The organism is Cellvibrio polysaccharolyticus, from assembly GCF_015182315.1.
GTDB classification, from domain to species: Bacteria; Pseudomonadota; Gammaproteobacteria; order Pseudomonadales; family Cellvibrionaceae; genus Cellvibrio; species Cellvibrio polysaccharolyticus.
The window spans coordinates 2,270,655-2,294,390 of the sequence record NZ_PRDL01000001.1 but is presented as its reverse complement, the minus strand read 5'-3'; the positions used below and the strand labels follow the sequence as shown (position 1 = coordinate 2,294,390).

Annotated in this window: 18 protein-coding genes; 14 read left to right on the top strand and 4 right to left on the bottom strand. The window is 49.3% G+C overall.

Going from position 1 to position 23,736, the window contains the following annotated elements; genetic code table 11:
- The first annotated feature begins 98 nt into the window (after positions 1–98).
- The 7 genes from imuA (at position 99) to C4F51_RS09765 (ending at position 9,793) form a co-directional block, all read left to right on the top strand.
- Positions 99–857 (top strand): translesion DNA synthesis-associated protein ImuA, encoded by a 759-nt coding sequence (imuA, locus tag C4F51_RS09795; RefSeq protein ID WP_193909390.1) that lies wholly within the window; start codon positions 99–101, stop codon positions 855–857.
- Positions 854–2,371: a Y-family DNA polymerase gene (locus C4F51_RS09790; RefSeq protein ID WP_193909389.1), complete on the top strand. Its 1,518-nt coding sequence runs from the start codon at positions 854–856 to the stop codon at positions 2,369–2,371. Before imuA ends, C4F51_RS09790 begins: the two co-directional genes overlap by 4 nt.
- On the top strand, positions 2,371–5,460 hold the full coding sequence (locus C4F51_RS09785; RefSeq protein WP_193912513.1) for an error-prone DNA polymerase: 3,090 nt from the start codon (positions 2,371–2,373) through the stop codon (positions 5,458–5,460). The genes C4F51_RS09790 and C4F51_RS09785 overlap by 1 nt, the downstream gene beginning before the upstream one ends.
- A 188-nt stretch (positions 5,461–5,648) precedes the next feature.
- Positions 5,649–5,966: a Rossmann-fold NAD(P)-binding domain-containing protein gene (locus C4F51_RS09780; protein WP_193909387.1), complete on the top strand. Its 318-nt coding sequence runs from the start codon at positions 5,649–5,651 to the stop codon at positions 5,964–5,966.
- Between the two features lie 615 nt (positions 5,967–6,581).
- Positions 6,582–8,264 carry an AAA family ATPase gene (locus C4F51_RS18335; protein ID WP_193909385.1) on the top strand — a complete coding sequence of 561 codons (1,683 nt, stop codon included), beginning with the start codon at positions 6,582–6,584 and terminating at the stop codon, positions 8,262–8,264.
- 229 nt (positions 8,265–8,493) lie between these two features.
- On the top strand, positions 8,494–9,117 hold the full coding sequence (locus C4F51_RS09770; protein ID WP_193909383.1) for a hypothetical protein: 624 nt from the start codon (positions 8,494–8,496) through the stop codon (positions 9,115–9,117).
- 163 nt (positions 9,118–9,280) lie between these two features.
- On the top strand, positions 9,281–9,793 hold the full coding sequence (locus tag C4F51_RS09765) for a hypothetical protein (RefSeq protein ID WP_193909382.1): 513 nt from the start codon (positions 9,281–9,283) through the stop codon (positions 9,791–9,793).
- 66 nt (positions 9,794–9,859) lie between these two features.
- Here the strand turns inward: C4F51_RS09765 and C4F51_RS09760 are convergent, their stop codons facing one another.
- Positions 9,860–10,633: a site-specific integrase gene (locus C4F51_RS09760; protein WP_193909380.1), complete on the bottom strand. Its 774-nt coding sequence runs from the start codon at positions 10,631–10,633 to the stop codon at positions 9,860–9,862.
- A 987-nt stretch (positions 10,634–11,620) separates the two neighbouring features.
- Between C4F51_RS09760 and C4F51_RS09755 the strand changes: the two genes are divergently transcribed.
- Positions 11,621–14,707 (top strand): glycoside hydrolase family 15 protein, encoded by a 3,087-nt coding sequence (locus tag C4F51_RS09755; RefSeq protein ID WP_193909379.1) that lies wholly within the window; start codon positions 11,621–11,623, stop codon positions 14,705–14,707.
- A gap of 127 nt (positions 14,708–14,834) precedes the next feature.
- On the top strand, positions 14,835–15,251 hold the full coding sequence (locus C4F51_RS09750; protein ID WP_193909377.1) for a Dabb family protein: 417 nt from the start codon (positions 14,835–14,837) through the stop codon (positions 15,249–15,251).
- A gap of 54 nt (positions 15,252–15,305) precedes the next feature.
- Here the strand turns inward: C4F51_RS09750 and C4F51_RS09745 are convergent, their stop codons facing one another.
- From C4F51_RS09745 to C4F51_RS09735, 3 genes are all read right to left on the bottom strand, one after another.
- The gene (locus tag C4F51_RS09745) at positions 15,306–15,725 is read right to left on the bottom strand and encodes a hypothetical protein (protein ID WP_193909375.1); all 420 of its coding nucleotides are present in this window, start codon (positions 15,723–15,725) and stop codon (positions 15,306–15,308) included.
- A gap of 163 nt (positions 15,726–15,888) precedes the next feature.
- Positions 15,889–16,692 (bottom strand): peptidylprolyl isomerase, encoded by an 804-nt coding sequence (locus C4F51_RS09740; protein WP_193909373.1) that lies wholly within the window; start codon positions 16,690–16,692, stop codon positions 15,889–15,891.
- 97 nt (positions 16,693–16,789) lie between these two features.
- Complete coding sequence (locus tag C4F51_RS09735; protein ID WP_193909371.1) at positions 16,790–17,776, bottom strand: HPP family protein; 987 nt, start codon at positions 17,774–17,776, stop codon at positions 16,790–16,792.
- Between the two features lie 128 nt (positions 17,777–17,904).
- Between C4F51_RS09735 and C4F51_RS09730 the strand changes: the two genes are divergently transcribed.
- The 5 genes from C4F51_RS09730 (at position 17,905) to C4F51_RS09710 (ending at position 23,684) form a co-directional block, all read left to right on the top strand.
- Positions 17,905–18,288, top strand: coding sequence for a hypothetical protein (locus C4F51_RS09730; protein ID WP_193909369.1), 384 nt, complete (start codon positions 17,905–17,907; stop codon positions 18,286–18,288).
- Positions 18,289–18,393: 105 nt separating this feature from the next.
- On the top strand, positions 18,394–19,812 hold the full coding sequence (locus C4F51_RS09725; protein ID WP_193909367.1) for a TolC family protein: 1,419 nt from the start codon (positions 18,394–18,396) through the stop codon (positions 19,810–19,812).
- Positions 19,805–21,160 (top strand): multicopper oxidase family protein, encoded by a 1,356-nt coding sequence (locus C4F51_RS09720; protein WP_193909365.1) that lies wholly within the window; start codon positions 19,805–19,807, stop codon positions 21,158–21,160. Before C4F51_RS09725 ends, C4F51_RS09720 begins: the two co-directional genes overlap by 8 nt.
- A 137-nt stretch (positions 21,161–21,297) precedes the next feature.
- Positions 21,298–22,674, top strand: a complete 1,377-nt coding sequence (gene pabB, locus C4F51_RS09715) for an aminodeoxychorismate synthase component I (RefSeq protein ID WP_193909363.1) — start codon at positions 21,298–21,300, stop codon at positions 22,672–22,674.
- A 269-nt stretch (positions 22,675–22,943) separates the two neighbouring features.
- Positions 22,944–23,684 carry a dienelactone hydrolase family protein gene (locus C4F51_RS09710; protein WP_193909361.1) on the top strand — a complete coding sequence of 247 codons (741 nt, stop codon included), beginning with the start codon at positions 22,944–22,946 and terminating at the stop codon, positions 23,682–23,684.
- Positions 23,685–23,736 lie beyond the last annotated feature (52 nt).

Here is a 23,736-nt window from a genome sequence, read left to right as displayed (position 1 = left end):
TTGGCACTACGCTGCATTGCAAAATGTTCTAAGCCATCGGTTGACGACACTATGGCTGGCTGAACTATACTGTATGCATAGACAGTGTTGTGACAGTTATGAATGAGCCATATTCCTCTATATCTACCCCATTTTCTCTTGAGCAACTACTGCTCCGGGAGGATGTGTGGGTGGGGCATTCGCGGCGCTTTAATACCGGTGTTGCCGTAGATACGGGCTATGACGCCTTAAATAGCGAGTTGTTGAATGGTGGCTGGCCGGCAGGTAGTTTGATCGAGGTCTGTCAACCGGGGATGCAGGCAGAGTGGCAGTTGTTTATGCCGGCTTTGCAGGAAGTTCAGGGCTTGATCGTGGTGCTTAATCCACCGGCGATGCCTTTCGCTCAGGCATTTATTCAAGCTGGCATTAATCTGGATAGGCTGATTATTGTGGAGGCACCGGATAAAAGTCAGTTTATTGCCTGTTTTACCGAGCTGGTGCGCGCCAGTATCGGAGCGGTACTGGCCTGGCAACCGCAAGATGCACCGGGTTATACCGAATTGCGCAAGTGTCAGCTCGCCGCCGCCGAAGGGCAGGGGCTGTGTGTGATGTTCCGCCCGTCGGGTGCCCAGCAGCAAAGCTCTCCGGCGGTATTACGTTTATATGCAAAAGCAGTAGCGGCGGGCCTTGAGCTGACACTGTTCAAGCAAAAAGGCTATTTGCAACTACGCCAGCCGCGCCCGATTTTGCTGGCGCTGCCTGAGCAATGGCAAGCAGTGTTGCCTTATCACGCGCTTAACGAACGATCTGAAAATTCTGAAGGCAAAGAAACCGGGCGACCACTTGCCCAGGTGTTGCCGTTGCGGAGTAATCAGTGAATGCGACAAGCTCCCGGCTTTGGCTGGCCATTCGGTTTTCTGATCTGGCATTGACCGCATTAACAGCCAACGCTGCCGATGACCGGACGACGATAGTCGTGCAAAAAAAGCAGGTCATTTTTGCCAATGCATTAGCAGTAGCGGCTGGGGTTCAGCAAGCTATGGATGCCACTACCGCGCAGTTGCTCAGCAGTTGTGTGGTGCTGGAGCGCGATGAAGCCAAAGAGCAGGCAGCACTGCATCAGCTGTCGGAGCTACTCTATCAAATCAGTCCCTACATTGAAGATTACAACAGCAAAGCCTTTGCCCAATCCGGGCTGTTGCTGGAAATTTCCAGCTGCCTGGCTTTGTTTGGTGGTGTAAAACCGCTTGCGGAAAAAACGTTTTCACTCCTTGATCAAACACCCCACGGTTTTCAATACGGCCTGGGCCATTCGGCAGCTGCCGCTTGGTATCTCTCATTTGCCCATTACGCTATTAGTGACGAAGAAACCCGGTCAGTTTTTATTGAAAGACTGAATGCACTGTCCATTGATTTGCTGGCAGATTATCCGAAAGCGCTGGAGTCGCTTGATAAGACAGGCTTCAGATATTTCGCTGACCTTGCCAGGCAAATACAGGGAAAATCGTCGGCCAGTTTCAGAAAGCGCCTAGGAAGTGATTTTACGGATTTGCTGGATGATATTTATGGCAATGACCGGAATATTTTGCAAACAGCACTGTTTGAAAAACCACGGGATACCTATCGGCCTGATGAATGGTTTGAAGAGGATATTCAATTTGAATATCCGGTAACTATCGTTGAGCAATTAAAGCCAGCTATTGAAAATTTGTTACAGCAGCTTTGTGATTATCTGCGCAAGCGGCAGCAGCAATGCCAATACATTGAATGGCGTATTGCTGATATTTATCGCCAGCAGATTACTATTGCTGTGAAAAGTGACCTGCCGCAAACCGGCTGGCAGTTGCTCTACGACCTCTCTCTGATTCAATTTGACGTCCGCGAATTACCTTTCGAGGTAGATACCATTGGTTTGTGTTGTCAGCAAACAATGCCACTTCAATCTCGCAACCAGAACCTGGATTTTGAACAAAACCGGCGCAACGGCTTTTCCGCTACCGACTTCACTATCACCATCGCAAAACTGAAAGCCAGGTTGGGCGAGAGCAAGGTTTACAAGTTGTCTTACAAGGACAGCCGGGTGCCCGAGCTGACCAATAGTTATTTACCGCTTGCTGAAAAAAGTCAGCAACTATTGCCCGCTATTTACCAGCAGAGTATTCGTCCTGCCTGGCTTCTGGCTGCACCGGAATTGGCGGAAGAACGCCAGGGGCGGCTTTTTTGGAAAGGCTATTTTTCCATTACTCTGGGGCCGGAACGGATTATTGGCAACTGGTGGCAAAGTGCCGTCGCACGGGATTATTACCTGGCAACGCGGCAGGATAATGTTCGCCTGTGGGTATATTTCGATCTTTACGAGAAGCGTTGGTACGTGCATGGCGTGTTTTCCTGATGCGCTACGCTCACCTGAACACCATTACCAATTTTACCTTTCTTACCGGTGCTTCCTGGCCGGATGAATACATCGCTCAAGCCAATGCCTTGGGTTACGAAGCATTAGCGATTACCGATGAATGCTCGCTGGCCGGGGTTGTTAAGGCCTTTGTGGTTGCTGAAAAGCTCGGCATTAAACTGATTGTGGGTAGTCGCTTCCAGCTGTCCAATGGTATGAAATTGATTGTGATAGCCCCCACGCGAGAGGCTTATGCTGAGTTATCCGGTTTTATTACTCTGGCGCGCCGCCGTGCCGAAAAAGGAAGTTACGAAGCCCATTTTGAAGACCTTCGCTTTCGCTTGCGTACTTGCCTGATTATCTGGCTTGGTGGGCCTCAGGAAACCATTACCAACGAAGTCGCTAATGAATTACATACGGCGTTCAAGGGGCGCTTGTGGATAGGCATTGGTCATCAGTTGCATGGCGGAGAGCAGCGGGATTTTGCGCGTTGGCATAAACTGTCTGAAGACAAAGGTATTCCGTTGGTAGCCTGCGGTGAAGCCTTGATGCACAGTGCTGAGCGAAAGCCACTACAGGATATTGTGACTGCCATTCGGCATAACACCCCCTTGCAGGAAATGGGTAGCCGCCTTGAACTGAATGGTGAAGCCTACCTGAAGTCGCTGCCGCAATTAGCCAAACTTTACCCATCTCCACTGTTAGCGGAGTCTGCTCTTATCGCTGATCTGTGTCAGTTTTCGATGGCGGAGTTGCGCTATCAGTACCCGCATGAAGTCGTTCCTGCCGGTTTAACGCCCACTGAGCACCTTACCAATCTGGTTAATGCCGGCAAACAACAGCGTTGGCCCGATGGGGTATCTGATGAAGTAGCCGGGTTGATAGAAAAAGAGTTAGCGTTGATTGCCGAACTCAGTTACGAATATTACTTTCTTACCGTTCACGATATTGTTCGCTTTGCTCGCGAGCAGAATATTCTTTGTCAGGGCAGGGGGTCAGCAGCCAATTCGGTGGTATGTTATTGCCTGTTTATTACCGAGATTGCTCCCGGCCAAATTGGTGTTCTCTTTGAGCGGTTTATATCGCGAGAACGTGATGAACCACCGGATATAGATGTGGACTTTGAGCACCAGCGCCGTGAAGAAGTGATTCAATATATCTACCGAAAATATGGCCGTGAACGCGCCGCGCTTGCCGCTACGGTGGTTACTTATCGCAGCAAAAGCGCAGTGAAAGATGTCGGTAAAGCACTCGGTCTTGATATCGCATTATTAAATCATCTAACTAAAAACATGGCGTGGTGGGATAATCTTGCTGATCTGGGAAAACGCATGGAGTCCATGGGCGTAAACATCGGCAACCATTTACTCAAACACTTTTTTAATCTGGTACAACAAATTTACGGGTTTCCCCGGCATCTCAGCCAGCATGTAGGCGGCTTCGTCATTTCCGAAACCAGAATCAGTGATCTGGTTCCTCTGGAAAATGCCAGTATGCCAGACAGAACCATTATTCAATGGGACAAGGAAGACCTGGAGTCAATGCGCTTGTTAAAGGTCGATGTGCTTGCACTGGGCATGCTTTCTGCGCTGCGGCGTGCGATTGAGTTGATTCATTCCTATAACCCGGCCATTTGCTCATTACAGGATATTCCAAAAGAAGACACAGCAACCTATGACATGCTCTGTCGCGGTGATAGTGTCGGGGTTTTTCAAATTGAATCCCGCGCACAAATGGCGATGCTACCGCGCCTGAAGCCACGTTGTTTTTACGATCTGGTCATCGAAATTGCTATTGTGCGCCCTGGCCCGATTCAGGGCGATATGGTGCACCCTTATTTGCGCCGACGCGCTGGCAAAGAAGATATTACTTACCCGAGCGATGCGATTCGTGATGTATTAACACCCACATTAGGCGTGCCCATTTTTCAGGAACAGGTGATGCGTCTGTCGATGGTGGCCGCGGGCTTTACCGGAGACGAAGCCGATGAATTGCGGCGGGCTATTACCAACTGGGGGAAAAACTCAAAGTTACTAACCTTTGAAGATAAATTTAAAAACGGATTGTTGGAGAATGGCTACACACAAATCTTTGCCGATCAGTTGTTTGAGCAGGTAAAAGGGTTTGGTGGTTATGGTTTTCCGGAAAGCCATTCGGCCAGCTTCGCCATCCTCTGTTACGTGTCCAGCTGGATTAAACGGCATCATCCCGCTGCCTTTTATTGTGCGTTGCTGAACAGCCAACCGATGGGTTTTTACAGCCCGTCACAACTGATTCTGGATGCTCGTCGTCATGGTGTTGTGGTAAAGCCGGTCAATATCAACCGTAGCGCTTGCGATAACTCTTTGGAGCTGGATGAAAACGGCCAGCAGGGGATTCGTCTGGGTTTTATTGCTGTAAGGTCATTAAGCCTGGATGCCGCGCAATCTATTGAAACTCATCGTGGCACTGTTCCCTATGCGTCTATCAAAGATCTTGCCCGGCGCACCGGCCTGGGTGATGCAGTGCTGGAATGTTTGGCATCGGCTGATGCATTACGTGAAATAAGCGGAAACCGCTTTCAAGCCCGATGGCAGGCGGCGGCCATCACACCGCACTCAGAACTCTTGCAGGCTGCTGAGAATGAACAAGATGATTTGCTAATGCCAGCACCAACGCCGGAAGAAAATGTCATGGACGATTACGCCACCATCGGCCTCACGTTACGCCAGCATCCCATGCAACTATTGCGTAGCGAAACGCCCTTCGATCGTTGCAGTCGTTTCGCAGACCTTATCAACCTCAACCATAAAGGCTTTGTGCGTATCGCCGGCATTGTTACCGGCAAACAGCGCCCTGGTTCTGCCCATGGGGTTATGTTTATTTCACTGGAAGACGAAACCGGGACCAGCAATATTGTTGTGCATACGTCCACGCAAGAGCGCTTTCGCACCGAAATACTCACCGGTAAATTGCTGATTATAAAAGGAAGCCTGGAAATCCTTGCCGAAGATGTCGGCGCACCGGTTATTCATGTGGTGGCTGGTCATATTAAAAATATGACGGCAAGACTGCATGATCTATCTTTGAAATCGCGAGATTTTCATTGATTATTCACCGATGTGTTAATCTTAAAACCAACCTGCGCCAACTAGCACCGCCATAATCTAAGAGTGTTTTTTAGGTGGTGGTTTGGTCGGACTACATAAGGATTCTGGCATCAGTCATTAAGCACGTGTTTCTGGGCGGGAACAACCTCTGTCACGACTACAAGAATGATTTTTTAGGGTTTGCCCCAGTGAAGGCGCTCGCATCAGCACTCCAAGCCGAAGGCATTGAGGTTACAGTCGTTCTTGATAAGTTTATTGGACCTCGGAATAAGCGCCTCTCCTTTAGTAAAGCAGAGGCCTCACTCCGGCCTGATATTGACGTGCAGCAAGTGCGGCGCCTCAATCGATCGGCGGACGCAAGACTCTTCCGAATGGCTTGCACGAATACCGACTGGATGGTTAGTAAAGAAAATTATGAAGAGCTCTCAGACCTCGCTGCGATGCCGGATAATAGGGTTCTGTTCATCTATTTGAAGAACTCGGTGATAGAGATTGAAGCCCTTTGAATAAACGTCCCCTTTAACACTTCGTAGAAATTAAGCACACGATATGCTTGGAGGACGACTCCTCCTGGATGATCTGTAATGGCGTGTAATCGTGTGACGTCCCATAAAGGGAATATTCTCGCGGCGCGCTTCCGACGACTTCCTGATAAAGGGTAGCCCCTTCGTTATTTACCTTGGCTCTGCTTCTGTATGACAAGCGGCAGCAATGAGAGGTATGTGCCAGTACTAGCCAACCATTCCGGCGGACTGCGCAAATAGTATTGAAGCAAAACATAACTGAATGCTCCTTGAAGCAAATAAATTAATAACCCCAGAATGACCAGAGCGAATGTCCTGTATGTGTAACTAAACTGGATCACTGAGAGTCTGGGATAAAATAGTATTTCAAGGTAGATGAACGCCATGTGCTCTGAAAAATAGGCGTATCTAGTGTGCCTGTATTAAGGTTTGTATTGTTCTAATGGCGGTTGTGGATGCGGTAAAACCAGCCAATAGCAGAAGTAGTAGTTTTTTTATCCAGATGGGTATTTCCAGAAAGGGACTTCGCCGAACTAGCAGACCTGAGCTCTGTAATTTAAATTGGATCAATTATAAAAAGTGCAGGAATTAAATCCAGTGAAAGATGGCATAGAAAAAAATACTGTTCTGGATTCAAGAATCTATTTTCATGGTAAAGCTGTTGATATTGCTAATCTCAAGGCACCTGTTATAGTTTTATTTCCCGTCGAAGATAGCTGGAATGATTTTAAATATAGATGTAGATATAGATATATCGCGCACTTAGGTGATGACCAAAAAGAGATAGAAGGACATCTATTTCTTGGGTTTTTATCAAGCAATGACAATATTGATGAGAGCGGAAAAATATCTCGCGAAGTCAATATGATCGACGCTAAAGAACTGCCGAATTTCTTCACCCTTCAGGGCGGAATGGATGATTACCGAAAGTTTGTTGTTCAACATGGGGTAAAAAATTCAAAAAATATTCTGCTTACATTAAATGATTTGGTTGCATCTAGAGGTGTGGCTTGGCGAGCCAAGCTAATTGAAAAAGCACAGAATACTAAAATTTTTAGCTTAGCATTCATGAGGGACTCTGAGCGATTTTTTGCATTCCATAATGCGAAATCCATTATCGATGGTCTAGAAAATGAGAGCTTCTCAAATATTTCGAACAAATTGTTACTTTCTTACAGGGTTGCAGGATTTTCCGAAGAGCATTGCTTTGAATTAAATTTTGATCCTGATAGCTTTTTACCAAAACGAATTTGTGTACTTATCGGTCGAAACGGATTGGGAAAGAGCCAAGCATTGCATACTATGGTGAGCTCTCTGGTCAAAGGTGATTTGCGACTTTCTGATGGAATATATGGTCGCCCGATGATAAGTCGGGTATTAGCGATAGCTACGCCAGGCGAAACAGTTAATTCTTTCCCTGCTGAGCGAGCTAACAAACGTATAAAATATCGTCGCTTGATTCTCAATAGAGCAGCTAGGACAAGGATCTCCAGAGGCTTTTGCGATCTCTGCGTTCAGCTTTGTCGAACTGAAGAGCTGATTGGGCAATATCACCGCTGGGAATTATTTAAGGAGATTATCCAATTTTTCCCAGATATAAAAAATGTTGTAATACCGTTGAGTACTGACATTTCAGTTTCAGCCAATCACGTTTTGAACATTAGTGGTAGGAACTACGTACCCTTGTTGAAGCTCGGCAATGGAGGGGAGCAGGCAACACTAGAAATTCACGGCGCAGCTGTGAGTAGCGCAAATCCAATGATCCATATTGAAAATAAAATTTATCCCCTGAGTAGCGGCCAGCTTTCAATTATTAAATTTATTGTGCAGGCTTGTTTGTTTGTGGAAAATGGAACTCTTGTTTTGCTCGATGAACCTGAGACACATCTCCATCCAAACTTTATTTCCGAGTTTGTTAAAATTTTGGATAAATTATTGAGATTGACCGGTTCAGTTGCCGTTATTGCCACTCATTCATCCTACTTTGTGCGGGAAGTCCCCAAGACACAAGTGCTTGTATTCAAAGAGGGCGAGGGCGGCCAAGTAAGCATTCAAAACCCAAGACTGCGGACCTTCGGGGCTGATGTGGGAGCTATCTCATATTTTGTTTTTGAGGATGAAATAACTAATGGATTAGTTGAAGATATTTTAGCAAGCTTTCCAAAAAAACCCAACGATCGAAGGGCGTTATTGAGTGAGTTAAATTCGGAGCTGTCGGCTGATGTAGTGATGTACTTGCGTAGAAAATTAGATATAGAGGAAGAGCATGAAGAGAATTGACCCACCTCCTGTGAACGATATTCAGGAATTACAACTTTTAGCGGATAACACTCAACTCAGTAGCTATCCCAGCTTATTAAATGAATATATCCGATTTTCTTCCCAATATGATAAGTATATTCAGAGTTGCGGAAACCCTTGGGATCTAACTACATTAGGTATCACCGATCCTTTTAAAAGAGCCCTGAGCGCTCACTAAAGTTCTCCACCAAAAGGGAGGCTGAAATTTATGGAAGAATACCGCCGTAATTTATCACCCACGGTGTGTCCAATGTGTGGTGGGCTTGGAAATGGAACCTTGGATCATTATTTACCTAAAGACGACTATCCCGAGTACTCTTTTTTTTCAAAAAATCTTGTCCCTGCTTGTAGCTGTAATTCGTTGAGGAGAAAGGCTGTAAAGGGTGTTGTGTCACCGTCAAGAGCTATTCATCCTTATTTTGATGATTTTTTAAGTGACCGATTGTATCAAGCCGTATTCAAGGGTCAATTTGACACACCAGGAATATCCATAGAGATCATTGATGGTAACCACCCTCAGAAAGATATTTTAAGATACCACTTAGATGAGGTGATTTCTAATGATGGAACTCAAGGTTGGTTTGAAAAATATTGGAGTAGTCTAAGTGACCGCCCTCATGACATGCTCGAATTGGTTCTTCCTTGTGGGCCGCAGAATTTAACTGGCAGTGAATTGAAGGCTGCTCTTAATAGATACAGGAATAGCAAGGATAAGGAATATCAGACCCCCAACAACTGGTATTCTATATTTTATACTGGATTGATGAGTGATAATGATCGGTTAGATCAGTTAGCTACAAAAATAAACCAATTAAGACAGCCAATTACATAGTGCAGAAATTTGGTGGTGCAGCCTCACATCCTTAATGAATGGCACTCATCGAGCAGTGAAGATGAAAATTGGCAACAATTAACTCCATCGGAAAATATACCCGTCCGTTTAGCTACCGGACAATTTTCCCATTCCTTTAGGTGTTTGTTTTGAGGTGCTTTGCATGAAAGTGAACGATGTAGAGTATCAATGCTGGCACGAATTGAGGCATGCCTTTGTATGCATTGACCTGGGTGGCGATGTGGAATGCGTGGAGTTCCTAGAGGATCACAACGTCGATCAAGCTCGAGCCAGATGTACAACCAATAAACATATTAGACAGCTGGTTGCTTGCGGTGGATTTGCTGCCGAGCTTGTGTTGTACCGAGATGGCTATTTAGGTTATCAAGACGGTAATTCTATGACTCAAACTTTATTTAGAAACGCCACCATCGATCGAGCAATGTATCACTCGCTAGATCCAAGGGCGGAGCTAACCGAAGTTCAAGATAGAGAATTCATGATTTCTGCTTACAATTCGGCAGTTCCAATCATTCGTCGTTACATGAATGAAATTACCATCGCTGTTGCCGAACTCAAAAATTCAAAAATAATAAGTGGTGAGAGAATTAGGCAGATCATCGCAGAGAATAAAAAATCCATCAAGACGACGCCTTTTCCGATGTTTGGCCTGTGATTTAATCCTATGCTATCACCAGTAAACTTAGGCGATTTACTTCACCACTTGATTGGCTTCAAATTATCAGGGAAGACTACTCAGTGCGTGCTCCAGGGCCTCTTCAGGTGGCTCCTCATAAATGAGGGTAGTAGATGGGTTTACATGACCAGCAATCTTTTGAGCTATTTTTACAGATTTTTTCTGTGTATGAATGATATTCGTAATGAGTGTCCGGCGCCCACTGTGGGAGCTGGCCTTCTCAATGCCGGTCCAATCACGAAGCATCAAAGCCATGTGTTCCTGAAGAGTATTGGGAGAGTAGGGACCACCTTTTTGGGTCAGAAAAAGAGGGGAGGAGGGCTTTAACTTTTCACCCCTATCAAGGCGGTGCCGCAAATGAGCTGTCAGCGCCAAACGAAGATCACTATGAATCATCGGGAGATCGCGTGATTTACCGCGATGTTTCTTAACTGGCGGATAGAAATTGTCCGGATTAATTTCAGCCCCGGATTTTGCCATCGCTTCAATCTGCCTGACCACCTTATCAAATGACTCAACATCAAAACTGATCCTTTTGCGCTGATAACTGCTTTGGGATCTTCCCATAGCATCAGCACCTTTAGTGTAGGCTGCCGGCAAACTCATAACTTCCAATAGTTTGAAATCTGTGCCCAAGCTGTTCAGTTGCGCGATCTCTTTTATTTGTAACAGCGCAATCTCCTGAGCGCGAAGTCCCAGTTTGAAGCTTATCTGCATGATGGCGCTATTTTTTTCTTTATGCCGGTGCTGTTTGATGATGGCAAACATCTGCTGCTGTTGCTCAGCAGTAGGTACACGTGCTTGACCGGACTTGGCCATGAAATATCTCCGGAGCAGGGAATCTATATAATCCGTAATAATGTTATTTTAACGGATTTAATGGCACTCGAACACAGAAAAGAGCTGATCAGCTATCATCAGCACAGAAATTTAAAGCGGAGACCATTTCGCCAATTTGATGTTTATTTCGGTTTAATAGCTCATCTTTTGCAGCCTGTTTTGGCCGGCTCTTGACATAAAGGGGCTTATTGACAAAACTGTCTGTAAGGGCTCAATTGAGCATATTTGGAATAGCCTCCAGACATTGGTTATCCGAATTCAGGCGGCAGAGAAACTGGCTCTCTCTGTACTAGCGGCGACCGAAAGGTCGATTTCCGACCCTATAATCGGGCTGATTATAAGCTAAGGAAAGGCGGCGACTAGTCCCTATCCCTAACGGCGCTTTAAGCGCCGTTTTTCTATTTCGGCGTTACTGATCCAACAAGCCCCTTAGCTGGCCACAAGCGGGGATATTCCGCATTTCTCCAGCCGTACAGATACCTGTCATTAGGGATTAGTATTTGTTACCTATGATTAGGACAACTCAAGCTCCATTGGTTAAGTTCTTGCTTGGAAATTGGTTCAAATGCGTGCAGGACAATTGCTTTAGGGGGATTGGTTTAAATCGGCCTGCAAGACGCATAGAGAAGCGTTTCCAAAAAGATGAGGTATCTATAGGCCATGACTCCGATTGAAGCTCAAAACGCCGCACGAATACTTCAATGCTTTAGTTGGAAATTCAACGTTTTAGTTGGAAATATTCAATACTTTAGTTGGTTGTCCAGTCTGGCCGGCCATGCCATCCGGGCAATATATAGGACTTCGCATAATATATATTATGTTAAATTGGATATTATCCATATGCTACATTTAATCCGGGTTGGCCTCTCGCTCCGTTAAGGGCCTTTTTTCGCCACACTGGTTAACGCTACGCCAGACTTGCAGATCTTTTGGTGAGTCTCCTTTTGACGAACGCATCGGGTTGTTATGAAAGATCAAAATTTGCTGGGACGTTTATATCGTGAGATTCAATCCGTTATTCTGAGCCGCCAGCATCCGGTTACCGGCCTGCTTCCGGCCAGTACGGCCAACAACAATCACGGTAACTACAATGATGCCTGGGTGCGCGATAACGTTTATTCGGTGATGGCGATCTGGACCCTGGGCCAGGCCTATCGGCGCCGCAATGAAACCCACCGTCGTGACGAACTCGAGCAAGCGACTATCAAGCTGATGCGTGGCTTGCTTCAGGCGATGATGCGCCAGGCGCACAAGGTTGAAGCATTCAAATATACCTTGCGCCCCGAAGATGCCCTTCATGCCAAATACGACACGGCAACCGGTTTGACGGTGGTTGCAGACGATGCCTGGGGGCATTTGCAAATTGATGCAACCTCCCTCTTTCTGTTGATGCTGGCGCAAATGTCGGCGTCCGGATTACGCATCGTTTGCACGGTGAGCGAAGCCAATTTTGTGCAAAATCTGGTGTATTACATTTCCAGCGCCTACCGTACGCCCGACTATGGTATTTGGGAGCGCGGCAATAAAATCAATAACGGTGAGCCGGAAATCAACGCCAGTTCTGTGGGGATGGCCAAGGCCGCCTTGCAAGCGCTGGATGGCTTCAACGTGTTTGGCCCCCGTGGTGACAAGCGCGGCATCATTCAGGTTATTCCTGACTCGATCTCTTTGGCCCGCAACGCCCTGGCATCTTTACTGCCACGGGAATCCATTTCAAAAGAAGCCGATAGCGCCTTGTTAAGTATTATCGGCTTTCCTGCATTTGCGGTCGGGCAAAACACGCTGGTGACCAGCACCCGCGATAATATTCTGGCCAAGCTGGGCGGCCATTATGGTTGCAAGCGCTTTTTGTGGGATGGCCACCAGACGGCACTGGAAGAACCCAGCCGCATTTATTATGAGCATTCCGAACTGGCCAACTTTGAGCATATTGAATCGGAGTGGCCGTTATTTTTTACCTATTTATATCTCGGTGCGCTGTTTGATGGCAATGAATCCACCGCGAAACATTACCGCGAAAAGCTGGAAGGCTTGATGATTCGCGAGGGCGATGTTGCCTTGCTGCCGGAATTGTATTTTGTGCCGGAAGAAAATATCGCCGCAGAAAAACAATCACCCGGTACCCAGCAGCGCCTCGCCAATGACAACCTGCCGTTGGTGTGGGCACAAAGTTTGTATTACACCGGCCTGATGCTGGACGAAGGTCTGGTGTCTATTGATGACCTTGACCCCTGCGCATTGCGCGCTCGCTCCACCCAATTTAATAAAACCCAACTGGCGCTGGTGGTTCTCGCTGACAGCGAAGAAACCAAACAAACATTGGTCAAGCACGGCGTTATTGTGGAGAGCTTGCAAGACATCAAACCGATGACGGTTATTTCTGCGGCCGGGTTGATGGAAGCTTACGCGCATGTGGGCGAAAACGAGGCGATGGGTATGACGGGCCGCCCTCGCCGCCGTTTGCAAAGCCTTACCACCTCGCAAACGTATTTGATTAATAATCGCGTGTATTTGTGTTTGTCATCCTTGCAAAGCGAGCAGGAAGACTACCGCAACAGCGATGCGAAATTGCTGGTTGAACTGATTACTCAGGAAATCACTTACATTCACCGCCATTGGCTGGATCAGGAGGTGGCGGTTTTCACTCTGCTGTTTGATGAGCACCTGTCCGGCATCCCCAACGTTGAATCCTTATTGAGCACAGTGAAAGATTTGCAGCTGCGAACCAATTACGAATATGTGGGTTATGCATCGGCCAACCTGGCTTATCGCGCATCGCTGGTTAACAACCTGATTCTGCCGCATTTTGATGCCGATACTTACCGGGTAAAAGCCCGGAAAAACACGGACAAAAACCTGCCTCATCATTGGCAGCACTTGCAGCCAGCAGCGCAAAAAATTCTAGACAAGCTGGAATCGGAAAGTGAAATTATTACTTACCGTAATTTGAATGCTTTTATCCAGAAAAAATCGCTGGACGATAATATTGGCAGCGAAGAATCTCCGGTGTTGTTGCGCGATTTTGTCAAAGATATCTACCGCCAGGCTCAGAAACACAACGCCTGGCTGGTGGCGAGATTGTGCTTTTCAGCACTGGGGTTGATACATACCGATTTGAATGAAAGTTTGACCATCATGTCATCTCGCAATATGTCTGTGGTGGTGGGTGCGAGTGACTTGTCAGAAATTGCTTTCTGTCATTCATTTTCCAACCAGGGCTTTTTTGACGAGCTGGATCACCAGTTTGTTGACCCGCTGGAACGCACCCTGGTGCTTGAACTCTTATCTGCCATCGGAACACTGGTTAAAACAGCGCCCACTTTATTTGAAGGTTTACGCTCCATTCAATTGCGTAACTTTATGATGTTGTATGCCATGGACAAAGGCGATGCCGATGATGTGAGCATGCTGGAATGGATTGGTTTGCAATCCCCTGCGCTGCTGGTGAAAAAGCTGAAAACTATTATGGCTTCACACAGCCACAGTTTTTCCCGCGGCATCCATCATGATGCCCCCTACTTTCCTTATCATGAAAGCGATGTGTTCGGCGCTCGTATGGCCACCGCAGTGGATACCGACTGGTTTGAATGGCGGTTGGCGCGCGGCCTGATTACACATTTTGATGACAGCTTCCTGAAAAATATCTGGCACAGCCTGATGTTCGCCAAGCAACTGGTTTTCGGAGAGCGTGGCAACGATAAACATACCCTGGACTGCGAATTGGTTCGCAGCTCAATGACTCCGGAAGAAACCAGCTTTGCCTATTTGATGGATAACCTTACGCAGCAGCTACACCCGGTTTATTACAAAGCGGCGGTGGTTGAAGCCTTGTTTGCCTACACCAGTTTTTGCTTGAACAATCCGCAGGTGCGCTTCAAAGAGCCGGTCATTTTCAGTGAAATTCTGGAAGCGGCTGCATCGCGTTTTGTATCGGAAAGACCTCGTACCAGCGCTATGCCGGGCCGTGATCTCGACAAGTTATTGCGCCAGTCGCCACATATCCTCAACTTATACGTGACGCTGATCTACGGCGAGCTGACCCAGCCTTATTAAAGGCTACAACGGTACCGCAAGAAGAATAGGTAATAGTAAGGATCCGTAAATATGCTTGCATCTGCGCCTCAAGCCGCTATTTTTCACAGTTTTGGCCTTTTTATAACAATCTACAGGAGCACCACTAATGACCACCAGAAGAACCTTCCTTGCAGGTAGCGCGCTGATGGGTGCAGCTATGTCTGTTTCCGCGCACAATCACGGCGACAAGCACCACGGAAAAAAGGATGAGCTGCCTCGCCTGCTGCATCACGTATTTTTCTGGTTGAAAAACCCTGACTCCGAAGCCGATCGTGCAGCCTTGATTGCCGGTATTAAAGAGTTGGCTGCAATCGAAACCGTGCGTGCGATTCACGTGGGCATCCCCGCCTCTACCGAGAAGCGCGATGTAGTGGATAACAGCTACCATGTTTCCGAGTTGCTGTGTTTCGATGATGTGGAAGGCCAGAACGTTTATCAGGTTCATGCCTTGCACGAAGCGTTCGTAGAGAAGTGCTCGCACCTGTGGAGCAAGGTTGTGGTGTACGACACACTGGCGGTGTAAAAACCGGCGCATACAAAAAAGGTGGGATTATTTCCCACCTTTTTTTATTTCTGTTCAGGGCTGTTGTATCGCCGGTGCCGGTGCCGGTGCCGTTGAAGAAGGATTGGCAGGTGTGCGGCTGAAGGAGGCCGGGTTACAATTTTTGATCACCACCCTTCCCTGCAATAAATTACCTTTTGAGTACTCGCTGAAATAACAGGTGTTATTGGCAGGATCGTAATTCTCAACCCACAGGTGATTTTCCTTCCAGGTTGCACTGATATGCATTTGTCCATCCGGTACGGTGATGGTCATTATCCCGCCGTATTGTTTGACGAATAATTGCTCAAAGTGAAAGAAATACGCCAGCCAGCCCACAATCAAAATGGCCAGTGCGCTGATCAACGCCGGGCGCCATCTATTGAGCCGACCAAATGCCCAGAAGGCAAGAATGCTCAGGCCAAAAATAAAGATCCAATACAGGTAGGTGATCACAGCGCGCTCCTCGTTTGATGTTATCTGACAGACAATATAGTGTCTTTAACCGGGGGCAACAAGGAAGAGCGTCAGGTTCAGCGAGAAAAACGAACCGTCAATGATTACAGAATAAACCATCGTGAAAGACAGCCGGCACAACACCGACTGCCTTTGGATGATATTAACGAGTGAAGCGGAAGCGGCGAGCGGTAACTAACAACAGCAAACTGGCAATCAGAAGTATACCGGTAGATCCACCAGAACTCTTCTTACCGTCATTTTTGTTTTTACTCAGAGGCGGATTGAGTCCGTCAGCAGTGTCTGGCGATGGGTTAAGTACCACAACACCCGTTACCACAACAAGGTGTTTTTCGTCGATGGAAATTGTACCGGAATTGTAGCCTCTCAATGGCAGCTCGGGAAAATTTCCTAAATCAGCAGAATTTGTTGGGCTGTAGTTCTTGAGTGCAGCAATTGCCTCAACAATAGCCATACCATTACCAGTTACCTGACCAAATACTGTGAATCCACTATTTTGCGAGTCAAGATTGGCGCTATTATCGGTAAGGTTGATGAACCACTGGTTGGTGGCGCTATTAGGATTGCTTCCTATTTTTGCCATGGCAATAGTACCGCGCACATTAGAGAGTACGGGTTCGTTAATAACAGGGGCTCGTGATGAAATAGCTGCAAGTGGTGGTCTCACGGAGGGTGTTCCCGTGTATTTAAACCCTCCGCCCTGAATGATGAACTTTGAGTTTGATCGATGAATTACGGTATCTGTATACGCACCGGAATTCACATAACTCAAAAAATTCTTCACCGTCTCCGGTGTCTTTTTATCGTACAGGTTCACTTCAAAGTCACCGAGTACGGTTTGGATTTGCACGGTGGTTGCGTAACTGACACTGCTGATAGAAAGCAAACCCAAGGCTGCAAGCAGTGTTTTTGTTGAGGTGCTTAACGCTTTTATTGTATGGATCATGATAATCAGAGTCGCCTTTGCCAATGGAAATCAAAGGCGACATCGTGACCTGCTGTTGAATTTCGCTCCAGCTTTTTATTGTAGGAAATTGTACAACTCAGGTATCTGCATCCTGATCATCGGAGCGTACCCAATGGCCGTTTTGCAACACTACCGGGTAGCGCGCCCAGGCCTGGAAAATTTCCAGCGAATAAACGCCCTCTTCTCCCAAACCGGTTCCTGCCACGGTTTTCCAATGAATATTGGATGAGTTGCTCATGCCATGTTCGCTGGCAGCACTGGCCCGGCGCACCGCCCATAAGCTGCCCAGTTTTCCGTTGCTGTAATAATGGCCGGTAACAATTTGTCCGGGATGCGTTGAGCGCTGTTCCGCCTGCTGCTTGGCCAGCTCCAGCAACTCAACCAGCGCTTCCGAGTTGATATCCATATAGGAATCCAGCTTGGTCATTGCCGCAGCAAAATCTTCCTGGGTCAAATCAAACTGGCGGGTTTGCGGCTCTACCGGCACGGTTTTACGTTGCCGACGTGTAAGGTGCGCCGGGTAACGGCGATGCGGAAACAGGGAATTAAATAGAATTGCCGTAGCGAGAATGGCCAGTACATTGACCAGCACCGGCATCACCAGAAAATGATAGCCTGCCGCATACACATCGCTGCCGCCGATTACCGCAGCCAGTGCGGTTGCTCCGCCGGGCGGATGGATACAACGCAGATAATGCATCGCCGCGATAGCCGCGCCTACCGCAATAGCACCGGCGAGGGGGGTGTTATCGATGAGCAGGTGGCAGGAAACGCCTATAAAGGCAGAGATGATATGACCGCCGAATACGGCCCAGGGCTGGGATAGCGCCCCGTGAGGAACAGCGAACAACAATACCGCACTGGCACCCATGGAGGTCACCATCAACACAAAGGCGGTGGTGCCTGCTTCGGCATTGGCAAAGGCAGTGTAGGTAATCCAGTATACGGCGAGAATGCCGGTCAAGCCGCCAAGGCCTGAGATGATTTTTTCGGTATGGCTGGTGGTATTGTTTTCAATGCCGAGCATTTGACGGCATTCGGTGAGTCCTTCTCTCCAACGCATGCGTGCACCATTTCTTGCAAAAGCGGGCATGCTAGACCCTTTATGAGTGCACTGCAATGGTTCACTTTTGCCAGTTTGGTGCAATCAGGCTAAGATATAAACCTTCATTTAATGGCTCAGGTTATATTTTGCGCACACCGGCTTATCGACAATTTCTGGCGCTCTTGTTGTGTTTGTGGCTTCCGCTACAAGCAGCGGCAGGCCAGTGGTCGCCCTGCCATTTACTGGATATGCAAACCCGCGAAGCCTCTCCGGTAGAACACCAACATCACAACAGCGGTCATTCGGGTTGCGCTGAACAAGCGGTAGATATTGAACCCTCGGCTCCGGCAACCGAAACAGCTGGCAGTTGTTATCACTGCCAGGCCAGTTGCCAGTTTTCCGTGATTTTGTTGTTGCCGGTAGACTCGGCAAAAACACCTTTCCTCTCTGCTTCAAACTATCATTTCGAACTACCTTTTATTCCTGCGTTGTTGCCTGACAGTTTGCGACGCCCTCCCCGGCTATCCTGATTCTGCTGCTTTGACATCCGTTTGCCGCGGCGCTCTGCTTCCGGCATTCGGTATTGATCATGATTGACTCACCCACGATGTGATTTGCAGTTAACAGGTATCCCTATGAAATACCCTTATCATCAGCGATTGCTGGCAACCGGTGTATGCGTTGCAATGGCCCTGCTGGCCGGTTGCGCCGTAACGCCTTCTATTAATAGCAGCGAGATGGCAGCGTTGGATCTTCTGGGGCCGGGTTATTCCCGGCTTGGCAATGAAGCGGCGCCGGCGCATCCCGCAACCACGCTGAATGCCGATGAGGCTACCCGGCTGCTGTTGCTCCATTCGCCCCAGGTGCGCGGCTTGCTGGCATCTGCCGGGGTAGCCGATGCGCAACGCGCCCAGGCCGCTCTTATCAGTAATCCGAAATTTGCTACCGGCGCCTTGCGCCCTGAGGGTGGCGGCCGCTGGCAGCTGGACTTTGGTTTGACCCAATCGCTAGTGGATGTTTTTACTCGCGGTTTGCGGCAGCAATTGGCCGAACAGCAATGGCTGGAAACCCGCTGGAAAATACAGCAAGGCTTGCAGTCGCTGGTTAGCGAATTGCAACACACCTGGTTCTCTGCCATCGCCGCCGAACAAATCCGACAGCTGCGTGCGGTGCAATATCAGGCAAGCCGGGCCAGAGTGACCCTCGCTCAAAGCCTTTACGATGCCGGTAATATTCCCGAATCTACCCTGTTGTTACACCAGTTGGATGCCAGCCAGCAGCAGAGTAATCTGGAGCAGGCGGCGCTGACCGCTTCCGGGGAAAAACGAACGCTCGTTTATTTGCTGGGGCTTGCAGCGGCAGATGTTCCCGAGCTACCCGGCGCATTGGCAAACCTCCCCGATGAGCATTGGCAGGCTGATACATTGATTGCCGAGGGAAAAACTCACCAGCCTTTATTGCGGTTGTTGGCGGAACAGCAACACCAGTTACAGCAGCAATCAAAACTGACCGGCCAATCGACCTGGCGTGATATCAGCGTCGGTATTGAAGCCGAACGGGAATTCGATGGCAGTTGGAATAAAGGGGGCCATATCGAGTGGGGCTTACCGTTGTTCGACCAGGGACAATATCGCCAACAGGCAACCAGAGCGCTGTTGGCTCAAAACGAAGCGCAGCAATCAGATGCAAACCTGAAGCTTGTGCAGCAGGTAACTGCCAGCCTGGAGCAGATGCATTACGCCCGTGCCGCGCAAACCCGGGCAGCCGCCGCCGCCGAGAACGCCAACAAGCGACTCGCCTTGTTGCAGCGTGAAGTCAACTTCATGATCACCAGCCCTTTTGAACTGCTAGCGGGCAAACAACACCTTCTGCAATTTGAAGAGGAAGGCATTCGCGCGCGCGAAAGTTACTGGTTGGCTCGAAACAATCTGGAGCAGGCGCTGGGCAAACAGTTACCCGTGCCTGAAACAATTGGAGTGCCTGCCAATGAACCGCCGCAGGAAGACCAATCCCAACATAACCACCATCATCACGGAGCACACCATCATGATTAATCGTCGCGATCTGCTGGTGGCAAGCGCCGCCGGTTTGTTTACCAGCGGGCTGGTTAAAGCACAAACTGTTATGGCGCAATCAACTGACACGCATGACCATTCTCATCATGACCACGCCAATCACACCCCGGAGGTGCCGGCAAAAACAACCGCCGCCGCGGCGCATACGCCGATAGAAAAAGCCGCCGCCGTTGATGGTTATCGGCCCGTGGTAACGCCCAATGGCCGCACGCTGGGCTACCGGATGAACGAGGGCGTAAAAGAATTTCACCTGATTGCCGAGGAGGTTGAGCATGAATTTGGCCCCGGCAATCGCATTAAAGCCTGGGGTTACAACGGCTCTACACCAGGGCCGACGATAGAGGCGGTAGAAGGCGATCGGGTGAGAATTTACGTCACCAACAAACTGCCGGAACACACCACCGTGCACTGGCACGGCATCCTGCTGCCATGGGGCATGGACGGCATCAGTGGCTTGACCCAACCACCGATCAAACCCGGTGAAACCTGGGTGTACGAATTTACCCTTGAGCAAAACGGCACCTACATGTATCACCCGCACGCCGATGAAATGGTGCAGATGGCCATGGGCATGATGGGGATGTTTATTATCCACCCGAAAACACCCACAGAACCGCCGGTCGATAGAGATTACGCCGTGCTGTTGCACAACTGGGCAGTGCATCCTGGCACCTATCGCCCCGATCCGTCGGTCATGACCGAATTCGATCTGTGGACCATGAACAGCAAAGTATTTCCGTTTATTGACTCGCTGGTGGCGCAAACCGGTGAGCGGGTGCGCATTCGTATGGGCAACCTGTCCATGTGGAATCACCCGATGCATCTGCATGGCGTTCAGTTTGACGTGACCGGTTCGGATGGTGGCCGCTGGCCGCAAAATCAATGGCGCAAGGAAGTTACCGAGATTGTCGGCGTGGGGCAAACCCGCGATATCGAGTTTATCGCAGTGCCTGGCGACTGGGCATTTCATTGTCATATGAGTCACCACACCATGAATGCCATGGGCCACGGCATTCCCAACACTCTGGGCGCCAATCAAAAACAGGCGGAAGCGGAAATCCGAAAATTGGTGCCGGGGTATATGGCGATGGGCGAACACGGTATGGCCGAACATCAGGAGCATGTTGATATGGGCCATATGCCAGGCCCCGCCAATACCTTGCCCATGATGATGGGCGAAGGCCCTTACGGAAAACTGGAAATGGGCGGCATGTTCACCCTGGTAAAAGTACGTGACCACCTGCACGGTGATCCGGGCTGGTACTCGCCGCCGGAAGGCACCCAGGCCAAACCGGTACAGCATCTTCCGGAAGGTTTACCGACCTGATTGACCCGAGCCGGAATTCGGGGGCTGACAACCTCCGGTTTCCGGCTGCATCTTTGCCCTGCGCCACGTCGACGGGCATCCCCGCTTTTCACCTGGCCTGCTAGAATGGCGCTCCTGATTTCAGCCAATGGTTTGTGATGTCCTCTGTTCAACTGACTGCCTTGCCTTATTCACCGGACTCAGCCAACTGGTTTGCGCTGATCAGCCAATATCGCCAGCCCGTTTGGCTGGACAGCGGACGGCCTCAAAGCATCTACGGTCGCTTCGACATTATCTCTGCCAACCCGGATCTGATCATCACCACATCCGGTATGCACACCCGGGTTCAAGATCACCTCGGCAATCAGTTGCAAGTAAGCGCAGAAAACCCTATTCAGGTATTACAAAGCTACCAGCTCGCTGCAACAACTCCTCGCCCGGAAACCCCCTTCACCGGCGGTTTTATGGGTTACTTTGCTTATGATCTCGGACGCCGCTTTGAGCGTTTGCCAGAGCAAGCCAAAGCGGATATCGCCATCCCCGAGATGGATGTCGGCCGCTATTTATGGGCCATTGTTCAGGATCATGAACACAAGAAAGCGTGGCTGGTACAGCACCCACAGGCAAACATCGATGCGGAGTTGCTGCAAAAAATACAGTTTCACGACTTAAAGCAAAACCTTAACTTTGATAAAAAATCATTTAATATCAATAGCTTCAAAGAAAGTATTAATGTTGATGATTACCTGAAAAACATAGATAAAATCCGCCACTACATCGAAGCCGGTGACTGCTACCAGGTCAATTTCGCCCAGCGATTCACCGCGACTTACCAGGGCGATCCTTTGGTTGCATATCTTGAATTGCGCCAATCGGTGCCCTCGCCCTTCAGTGCTTTCTACCGCACCGCCCACGCCAGCATCCTTAGCTTGTCGCCGGAGCGCTTTATTGCGGTGCAGGATGGCAAAGCCGAAACCCGCCCGATTAAAGGCACCATCGCCCGGGGCAAAACGCCGGATGAAGACCAGCGTAACGCCCGCTGGCTGCAACAAAGCACCAAGAACAAAGCGGAAAATTTGATGATCGTTGACCTGCTGCGCAACGACCTCAGCAAGCACTGCGATGCGGTAAAAGTACCCGCCCTTTTCTCTTTACAGAGTTTCGCCAACGTCCACCATCTGGTCAGCATTGTGGAGGGGCAGCTGCGCCCGGGCACCCACCCGCTTCAGGTATTGCAAGACGGTTTTCCTGGCGGCAGCATTACCGGCGCGCCGAAAATTCGCGCCATGGAAATTATTGAAGAACTGGAGCCAACCCGGCGATCCGTCTACTGCGGCAGCCTGGGCTACGTAAGTGCCGATGGCAATATGGATACCAACATCGCTATTCGCACCCTGGTTTGTGCCGATGGCAAGATCCACTGTTGGGGCGGCGGCGGCATAGTCGCGGATTCCGATCCGAACGAAGAATACCAGGAGAGCCTCACCAAAGTGGGCTTGTTTATGAAAACGCTGGAAGAGAAGTTTTCCGGCTAATCGGAAATTTATCGCAGCTGTAATAACTGGCAGGCTCGCCGCAACCACTACGGTTCGAGGTGTTCCGAAGCATCGTCGCAGACGATCTACAAGCAGCCTGGCTCCCAAGGTTTTGTCGCACTGGCAGTTATTAGTGACAGACACGCCGTAAACCCGTCCGTGGGGGCTCGACTGCCGCATCCCTGCGGCAGACGGTCTGTCACCAATAACTGCCAGTACTCCGGATACATTGTTGTTTTCTTATAGAAAATTAAATTCGAGGAAAAAGTATGCTTATTCAAAACCATCAGGTCGATCTGGAAACTGCAACCGGCACCATGCGTGTCTATGTTTATCGCCCGGTTAACGAAGGTAAATACCCCGCCATCGTCCTCTACTCGGAGATTTTCCAACAAACCGGCCCCATCCGTCGCAGCGCACAAATTATGGCTGGCCACGGCTATGTGGTGCTGGTACCGGAAGTATTCCACGAGCTGAATCCCATCGGCACAGTGCTGGGCTACGACGATGCCGGTCGCGATAAAGGTAATGAAGACAAGGTAGCCAAAACCCTGGAAGCGCACGATACAGATACCCAGGCGATGGTCGATTACCTGAAAAGCTTGCCTTACTACTCCGGCAAACTCGGTGCCATGGGCTTCTGCCTGGGCGGCGGACTTGCATATCGAGCAGCGCTTCACCCCGAAGTGCTGGCAACCAGTTGCTTTTACGCTACCGACATTCACTCCGGTCTTACGCCCTCCAAACCTGGCAACGAAAGCCTGACTCGCACCGGCGAAATCAAAGGCGAATTGCAAATGGTGTGGGGCAAACAGGACCCGCATATTCCCGCCGAAGGTCGCGCCAAGGTATACGCCAACCTGGTCGCTTGCGGCGTAAACTTTACCTGGCACGAAGTGAATGGCGTGCACGCGTTTATGCGTGACGAAGGCGAGCGCTACGATGCCGAGTTGCAATTGTGGGGCTACCAGACGGCGCTGGGCATGTTCAACCGCGCACTGGCTGGCTGATCAACACGCATAAAAAAGCCCGGGCAGCGGCCTTGCTGCCCGGGCTTTTTCT

Bases quoted from the DNA above. Each gene is read 5' to 3' on its own strand.
- imuA (WP_193909390.1), top strand. From the start codon at position 99: ATGAATGAGCCATATTCCTCTATATCTACCCCATTTTCTCTTGAGCAA.
- C4F51_RS09785 (WP_193912513.1), top strand. From the start codon at position 2,371: ATGCGCTACGCTCACCTGAACACCATTACCAATTTTACCTTTCTTACC.
- C4F51_RS09770 (WP_193909383.1), top strand. From the start codon at position 8,494: ATGGAAGAATACCGCCGTAATTTATCACCCACGGTGTGTCCAATGTGT.
- C4F51_RS09765 (WP_193909382.1), top strand. From the start codon at position 9,281: ATGAAAGTGAACGATGTAGAGTATCAATGCTGGCACGAATTGAGGCAT.
- C4F51_RS09760 (WP_193909380.1), bottom strand. From the start codon at position 10,633: ATGGCCAAGTCCGGTCAAGCACGTGTACCTACTGCTGAGCAACAGCAG.
- C4F51_RS09755 (WP_193909379.1), top strand. From the start codon at position 11,621: ATGAAAGATCAAAATTTGCTGGGACGTTTATATCGTGAGATTCAATCC.
- C4F51_RS09750 (WP_193909377.1), top strand. From the start codon at position 14,835: ATGACCACCAGAAGAACCTTCCTTGCAGGTAGCGCGCTGATGGGTGCA.
- C4F51_RS09740 (WP_193909373.1), bottom strand. From the start codon at position 16,692: ATGATCCATACAATAAAAGCGTTAAGCACCTCAACAAAAACACTGCTT.
- C4F51_RS09735 (WP_193909371.1), bottom strand. From the start codon at position 17,776: ATGCGTTGGAGAGAAGGACTCACCGAATGCCGTCAAATGCTCGGCATT.
- C4F51_RS09725 (WP_193909367.1), top strand. From the start codon at position 18,394: ATGAAATACCCTTATCATCAGCGATTGCTGGCAACCGGTGTATGCGTT.
- C4F51_RS09720 (WP_193909365.1), top strand. From the start codon at position 19,805: ATGATTAATCGTCGCGATCTGCTGGTGGCAAGCGCCGCCGGTTTGTTT.
- pabB (WP_193909363.1), top strand. From the start codon at position 21,298: ATGTCCTCTGTTCAACTGACTGCCTTGCCTTATTCACCGGACTCAGCC.
- C4F51_RS09710 (WP_193909361.1), top strand. From the start codon at position 22,944: ATGCTTATTCAAAACCATCAGGTCGATCTGGAAACTGCAACCGGCACC.